Annotated in this window: 7 protein-coding genes; all 7 read left to right on the top strand. The window is 34.9% G+C overall.

Annotated features, from left to right (window positions below):
* Positions 1 to 111: 111 nt before the first annotated feature.
* From VNZ46_RS21640 to VNZ46_RS21670, 7 genes are read left to right on the top strand one after another with little or no spacing between them, the layout of a single operon-like run.
* Positions 112 to 954, top strand: coding sequence for a hypothetical protein (locus VNZ46_RS21640; RefSeq protein WP_325562504.1), 843 nt, complete (start codon positions 112 to 114; stop codon positions 952 to 954).
* 40 nt (positions 955 to 994) lie between these two features.
* Positions 995 to 1,816 carry a hypothetical protein gene (locus tag VNZ46_RS21645; RefSeq protein WP_325562506.1) on the top strand — a complete coding sequence of 274 codons (822 nt, stop codon included), beginning with the start codon at positions 995 to 997 and terminating at the stop codon, positions 1,814 to 1,816.
* Between the two features lie 19 nt (positions 1,817 to 1,835).
* Positions 1,836 to 2,648 (top strand): hypothetical protein, encoded by an 813-nt coding sequence (locus VNZ46_RS21650; protein WP_325562508.1) that lies wholly within the window; start codon positions 1,836 to 1,838, stop codon positions 2,646 to 2,648.
* Positions 2,649 to 2,667: 19 nt separating this feature from the next.
* Positions 2,668 to 5,139: a TraG family conjugative transposon ATPase gene (locus tag VNZ46_RS21655; protein WP_325562510.1), complete on the top strand. Its 2,472-nt coding sequence runs from the start codon at positions 2,668 to 2,670 to the stop codon at positions 5,137 to 5,139.
* Positions 5,140 to 5,143: 4 nt separating this feature from the next.
* Positions 5,144 to 5,821, top strand: a complete 678-nt coding sequence (locus VNZ46_RS21660) for a conjugal transfer protein TraI (protein WP_325562511.1) — start codon at positions 5,144 to 5,146, stop codon at positions 5,819 to 5,821.
* A gap of 1 nt (position 5,822) precedes the next feature.
* Positions 5,823 to 6,467: a hypothetical protein gene (locus VNZ46_RS21665; protein ID WP_325562513.1), complete on the top strand. Its 645-nt coding sequence runs from the start codon at positions 5,823 to 5,825 to the stop codon at positions 6,465 to 6,467.
* A gap of 20 nt (positions 6,468 to 6,487) precedes the next feature.
* Positions 6,488 to 7,132, top strand: a complete 645-nt coding sequence (locus VNZ46_RS21670; RefSeq protein ID WP_325562515.1) for a TerB family tellurite resistance protein — start codon at positions 6,488 to 6,490, stop codon at positions 7,130 to 7,132.
* Positions 7,133 to 7,215: the final 83 nt, after the last annotated feature.

A 7,215-nucleotide genomic window follows, 5' to 3' on the forward strand; every position in this document is an offset into this window, starting at 1 on the left:
TTTAAGGGAACAAAAAAAAATGAAAAAGCTGCAGAGATTAAGCAAATGGACAAGCGCAAAAAAGGAACCCGAATATCAAGTTAGGAATAGAACTTAGTAGACAAATAGAAAATGCAAAGCAACACAAATCACTTGTTATTAGGAGAAACTGTATTTATACCTGACTACGATAAAAGTGCTTTTTTGGAGAAAGGAAATCCTGATAATGCAATCTATTTCAAGGATTTAATTTTCAAAGAAGGGACACCATTTGCAGTCCTAAACTATAATTCGCTATTAAGGAATCAATATTATGGTTTAGATCTAGAATTGCTGAAGTACAATAAAAAAATTTTACTTCCAAAACCACTATTAACAGCACCGCTTACAGATGAGAAACAGATCGACGACATAAACAAGTTGGCCCGTGATAGAAATCAAGGATTTCAAATTTTAAAACCTGCTGTACAGGAACGACTTGGTGGGAAAGAGGTGTTGCCAAAGGCCTATCTTGAGGATTATGAGTTTACTGTTCATCTGCAACATAGGGATTATGAAAAAGGTGTTTTAATTTCCACTTCTAATCCTAAAAACGTAATCCCGCTAAAATTTGCTAATTGGGATCGTGATGTTTCTGGGTACCAAATTCCATTTAATAAAATTACGGGAACTTATGCTCATCTTGATTTAGATCGTATCGTTGAAGTGGCGCCAAACATCGTTTTTCTTCGCATTGGAGATGACTTAGAACTCGATCCGGTTGGTGTAGGTAAGAAGCTTATTAACGGTTCTGGCACCGAAATGTTATTGAAATTCCCTTATCAGGATAAACACGTAGCTACCAGAATACCATGTCCGCGACGGGTAAAAGAAAGCATTGTAAAAAATACAACTCAGAAGAAAAGTAAAAAGGAGAATGAGAGCCAAAGCTCTAATTCTACGAACAAGAGACCGATTAAGTTTAAAACTAGATAGATAGTGATTTATTGAAGGTAAAGATTTTTGCACGAGATATATGGAAAAGCCTGTAATATTTATACATGATAGTATATTTTATATAGATGTTGACAAACGGAGATTTGTTTTGGCATCAGATCTAGAGCATACTTGTTCTTTTGATCTATTATTACCTCAAAATAATTGTTTTGTCGGTTTATTTGATCATCAGACTTTACAATTTGTGCCTGTAACACCATCGGATACTTTATCTTCATTCGCTTACAATACAACGATTCCCAACTATTTGCTTTCTTTAAAATTTATCGAAGATATCGAATTTGCAAAGGTCCTGAATAAAACAAGTCTTCGGAAAAATTGGAACATTCTTATCAAGGATCATCAATTTCATGCCACTTTACATTATAAGCTGCCTCAAATTGCTCTGGTGGGAACTCCTTTTGTAGTACATGCAGACAATATGACGCTTGTTGAATTGGATAATCCTGCCAATGTAATTGACTTTAAACCTTTGTCTTATGGCATCGGGCGATACGAATTTGTTTATGATTTTATACATAAAAGGCGTGTGATTATCGATCATAAAACGATTAGATTTCCCGAAAACGTTGTGGTATTAAGGGTACCTAATTTTAGTCAACTTGATCCTATAGGATTGGCCATTAAATTAGGCCATCAAGATGCCTCGATATGGCGCTCTAGGTTGTTTTATCTAAATACAAAAGCTACAGAAATTCCTTTGTCTGAAACCAATTTGGAAGAACGAATTAGACGAAATCAAATAGAAAGAGAAGCACAGTGTATTCCGAAACAGCATATAAATAAAAAGATTACTCCCATAATCAGCTCCCTGAGCTGCAGAACTGAACAAGATAAATAACCTAAAATCAAACATTGAAATGGAATACAATCAAATTATTATAGGATCAGAATTATATGAATTGGATTATAATACTCAAACATTAATCGGGCTTACTCACGATAAATCTATTATTCCCTTTCACTTCATGCTGAAACGTGATGGTTGTCGGATTGTGATTTTTGATAAGAACTTGAGAATGATTATTCCTTATCGTGACCAATATGAACCTTTACATCCAACCTACGACAAACTTATTAAAATTGACGATGAGGTATTTGAGCCAACTTTATTTAACAATGTGGAGCGAGTTAAAGCGCTTAATAAGCGGGCTCTTGCATCTGGCAACCTTTATCAGTTAATGACGGGAGATATTCTCCTGGCATTGAGAGGCAAGTTGCCTCAAATTAATATTGAGGGAGAAGACTATGTGGTAGATGTTAAGTTATGTGAACTCAGAAAAATGAGTAAACCATGGGAAAGAATTAAAGATAGCTTTCTAATTTATGAGGGTGGTTCGTTGTTTTTGTATGATACCTACATACGAAAGTTGAAATCTATAGATAGAAATGAAATTACCTGCATACCGGAAGGAACGGTAATCATTCAAATTCCCTCAAGAAAGATTATTAATCCCGTAGGTGAAGCGATAAATAATGGAATGTCTGCTGTTGGATATTTGACAGAATATCCATTTCAATCCAAATTGATTGGTAAGAGGGTGTCTATTTTTGAAACCAGTTTAGGGGCTTATATAAAAATGAACTTAGAGAGAAAAGCAGCAGAAAAAGAGATTGCTCTCAGGAAAAGAGAGAAGCAATTAATACAGGATACCGTAGAAGTTTATTCTTAATAATAGATAATTAATAGAGATGGAAAAGTGGTTAGAGAATATATTACCAATAATAGGAATTGAGCATGATTGTATATTGTCGAAACAAGGGGATGTTACCGTAGTTTTTAAAGCAGAATTGCCGGAAATTTTTACTTTAAGTGACCAGGATTATGAGGCATTTCACCAGGCTTGGGGAAAAGCGATAAAGGTTTTACCTAAACATAGTGTATTCCATAAACAAGATTGGTTTATTGACAGCAAATACAAAGCTGATTTTTCTAAAGATGATACAAGTTTTTTGTCTAGAAGCAGCGATAGATTCTTTAATGAACGACCCTATTTAGATCATGCTTGTTATATTTTTTTAACTAAAAAACCTGCGGGGAGAAACCCCGGTAGCAGTATGTTTTCCAATTTGATTCGTCCAACCATAGTTCCTGAGCAAACAATTAACCCAATTTTACTTCAGGATTTTCAAGATTGTTGCGGTCAGTTTAGACAGATTTTACAAGATAGCGGATTTGTACAGCTTACTCGACTTAAAAATGAGGACTTGGAAAGTCAAAAGCGAAAAGCTGGATTGATAGAAAGGTACTGTTATCTTACGGAAAGAGAAGATGCTTTTTTGATGAAGGACATTTCATTTAATGATGGAATTCAAATAGGTGATTTACACGCCCAGATTTACACCTTAGGGGATGCTGAGGATTTGCCTTCTTTATGCGGCTCTAGAATTAACTATGATAAATATAGTACAGATCGCACGAAGTTTTCAGTAGGTTTTGCCAGTACTTTGGGCCAATTACTACCTTATAATCATATTTACAATCAGTATATCTTTATTGATGATGCGCAAAAGACCATTCAGAAAATGGAGAGCAAACGTTTAAGGTTACAGTCTTTATCTGCATACAGTAGAGAAAATGCCATTTCAAGAGATGCAACAAATGATTTTTTGAACGAAGCCATTGGTGATCAACGAATTCCTGTTAAAGCCCATTTTAACGTCATGGTGTGGACTGACGTTAAGGAGGAATTGAAAGATCTTAAAAATGCTGTCAGTTCTGCTTTGGCCCAGATGGATGCCGTAGCAAAAATGGAAACGGCGGGAGCAGCTCAAATCTTTTGGTCTGGCATTCCTGGGAATGCTGCGGATTTTCCGGAAAATGACACCTTCGACACCTTTGCTGCTCAAGCCAGCTGTTTTCTGAATTTGGAAACTAATTATCGAACCTCTACTAGCCCTATGGGTATTAGAATGGGCGATCGTCTGACTGGAAGACCTTTGCATGTTGATATATCTGATGAACCAATTTTAAAAGGTTACTGTACGAACCGAAATAAATTTGTACTGGGGCCTAGCGGATCGGGTAAAAGTTTTTGGACCAATCACTTTGTAAGAAGCTATTATGAACAGGGTACTCACGTGGTTATTGTAGATGTGGGCCACAGTTATAAAGGATTATGTGATATGGTTAACGGCTATTATTTTACTTATGAAGAAAGTAATCCTATTCGATTTAATCCTTTTTTTATAGGAGAAGGAGACAATTTAGATACGGAGAAAAAGGAAAGTATAAAAACATTACTTACAGCGCTTTGGAAAAAGGATGATGAATCTTTTAAGAGAAGTGAATATGTAGCACTCTCCAATGCTATTCAACTGTATTATGAGAAGCTAGAAAAAGATTCTTCCATATTTCCTAGTTTTAATACTTTTTTTGAATTTTTGAGAGATGATTTTACCCTGGTACTGGAGACGGATAATGTAAAAGAAAAAGATTTCGACATCAACAATTTCTTATACGTTTTAAGGCCATATTATAAAAAAGGTGAGTTCGACTATCTATTGAATGCGACTGAAAACTTAAACCTTTTACAAGAACGCTTCATTGTTTTTGAACTGGATAATATTAAGGATCACCCCATTTTATTTCCAATTGTGACCATCATCATTATGGAGGTTTTTATTAATAAGATGAGAAAATTGAAGGGACTTAGAAAGATGATCTTAATTGAGGAAGCATGGAAGGCCCTTATGAAAGAGGGATTTGCTGAATATATTAAGTATTTATTCAAAACTGTTCGGAAGTTTTTTGGGGAGGCTATTGTAGTGACTCAAGAAGTTGAAGATATTATCTCCTCTCCAATTGTAAAGCAGGCAATTATTAATAATAGTGATTGTAAAATTCTACTCGATCAGTCGAAGTATCAGAACAAATTTGATCAAATTCAAGAGCTTCTGGGGTTGACGGATAAAGAGAAATCCATGGTCTTATCTGTTAATAAAGCAAATGATCCAAGGTTAAAATACAAGGAAGTTTTTATCAGCTTGGGTGGGGTGCAATCCAAAGTATATAGGACAGAGGTTTCTCTAGAAGAGTATCTCGCTTATACCACTGAGCAGAGTGAAAAGGTGAAATTGATGGAGTTTGCTGAAAAATTTGATGGTGATATACGTAAAGGTATTGCGGCCATGGCATCAAGTATAAGAGATTCAAAAAAATAGTCCTATGAAAAAGATAATTATAATGATGGGTTTGTGCCTTGCGTTGGTGCTAGTACCTACACAGCAAAGTCACGCCATTATATGGGTGGTCGTAAAAGCTGCAATTATAAAGGTAATTAAAGCTATTGATTTACAGATTCAGAGGCAGCAAAATAAGGTCATCTGGTTGCAGAATACCCAAAAGGCTCTAGAGAATGCGATGAGTAAATTGAAGCTAGACGAAATTAGTGATTGGACAGAAAAGCAGAAAGAACAGTATAGGAAATATTTTGAAGAGTTACAAAAGGTCAAATCTATTATTACTTATTATCAAAGAATTAAGTCAATTACTGAGAAGCAAGCCAATTTAGTTAGGGAATATCAGCGTGCTTGGGCTTTAGTTAGAAATGATGGGCACTTTACAGTACAAGAAATTCAATATATGGGACAGGTTTATGCTGGTATTTTAGATGAAAGTGCTAAGAATTTAGATCAAGTAATGCTAGTCGTTAGCTCTTTTCAAACGCAAATGAGCGATGCAAAAAGGATGGAGATTATCAATGCAGCTGCTGACAAGATAGAGGAAAACTATAGTGACTTACGGCAATTTAATGCGCAGAACGCAGTGTTAAGTATGCAAAGAGCGAATAGTCAAGGAGACGTTGATATGGTTAAAAGGTTGTACGGGTTAAGTTTACAATGACATGGATAAGCGATTTATAATTATAGCAATTTTCATTTTTGTGATGATTTCCAATTTTGTAACTGCTCAGGGCATATTTAATCAAAAAGGATCACAACTTAAACGCCTTGCTGAACAGGTAGCTGCTTTGCAAGCTTATATGGGTGTTTTAAATAAAGGATATAAGATAGCGAAAGAGGGATTAAAAACTATTAATGATTTTAAAAGCGGTGAGTACAATTTGCATAATATTTTTTTTACCTCATTAAAAACGGTAAATCCTAAGATTAAAAAGTATGTTAAAGTTGCTGAGATTATTACAATACAAGTTGAACTCCTGAACAATTGCAAGAAGACCTATGAGCAAGTAAAATCTAGCCATCAGTTTGCGGTCAACGAAGAAGTCTATATAGGTCAGGTATTTGATAAGGTGATTTCGGATTGTGAAGCGGCAATCGACGACCTGATTGCATTAACTACAGATTCCAGTCTAGAAATGAAAGATGACGAACGCATAGAGCATATTGATCAAATCTATTTGGATATGCAGGATATGAATGTGTTTTGTAAAAGCTTTTCCAGTGAAACTTTGGTATTGGGTGCTTCTCGAATGGATGAAGAAACCCAGGTTAAAAGTTTGAAAAATTGGATTGGAGTCCAAAAATAAATACTATAAGGGATTGAGATATGAAAAAACTATTTATTGTCTTGATTATTTTCTCTCTAGCGCAGGGATTCTACAATAAGACATTCGCTCAGGCCAATGAAATCGCACAATTGGCATTGAATATTGAGAAATTGCTTCAATTTAAACAAATACTAAAAGATCTTAAAAGTGGCTATAAGATTGTCAGTGGTGGCTACAATACCGTAAAGACTCTATCTGAGGGAAATTTTAATATTCATAAAGCTTTCCTTGACGGTTTGATGGAAGTAAGCCCCTCAGTCCGAAAGTATCGAAAAATAGCTGGTATTGTTGACTACCAGGTTACTTTGGTTAAAGAATATAAAGCTGCCTTTAAGCGCTTTAAAGAACAAAATAATTTCACTTTGCAAGAACTAACTTACATAGAGGGTGTCTACGAAAACCTGCTTAATTCTAGTCTAGAAAATCTAGATGAATTAATTAATGTAACTACAGCTGGAAAACTTAGAATGAGTGATGATGAAAGATTAAAGTCAATTGATCGAATTTATGTGGATATGGAAGATAAAGTATCGTTCTTAAGAAGTTTTAACAACGATACTTCATTATTATCCTTAGCTCGTGAGCGAGAAAAATTCGATACTAAGAGTGCACAACGATTACATGGTTTTGATACTCAAAAATAATAAGAAAACAACTTAAAATTAGAAAGATGAAGTGGAAAAGGGTTGCCTTACTGGTAATAGTAATGATGGGAATAACTTCAATG

The sequence above is a fragment of the Pedobacter sp. genome (genome assembly GCF_035566355.1).
In the GTDB taxonomy this organism is placed as follows: Bacteria; Bacteroidota; Bacteroidia; order Sphingobacteriales; family Sphingobacteriaceae; genus Pedobacter.

Excerpts from the sequence above, each read along its gene's own strand:
- VNZ46_RS21650 (WP_325562508.1), top strand. The coding sequence starts at position 1,836 with ATGGAATACAATCAAATTATTATAGGATCAGAATTATATGAATTGGAT.
- VNZ46_RS21640 (WP_325562504.1), top strand. The coding sequence starts at position 112 with ATGCAAAGCAACACAAATCACTTGTTATTAGGAGAAACTGTATTTATA.
- VNZ46_RS21670 (WP_325562515.1), top strand. The coding sequence starts at position 6,488 with ATGAAAAAACTATTTATTGTCTTGATTATTTTCTCTCTAGCGCAGGGA.
- VNZ46_RS21645 (WP_325562506.1), top strand. The coding sequence starts at position 995 with ATGGAAAAGCCTGTAATATTTATACATGATAGTATATTTTATATAGAT.
- VNZ46_RS21655 (WP_325562510.1), top strand. The coding sequence starts at position 2,668 with ATGGAAAAGTGGTTAGAGAATATATTACCAATAATAGGAATTGAGCAT.
- VNZ46_RS21665 (WP_325562513.1), top strand. The coding sequence starts at position 5,823 with ATGGATAAGCGATTTATAATTATAGCAATTTTCATTTTTGTGATGATT.
- VNZ46_RS21660 (WP_325562511.1), top strand. The coding sequence starts at position 5,144 with ATGAAAAAGATAATTATAATGATGGGTTTGTGCCTTGCGTTGGTGCTA.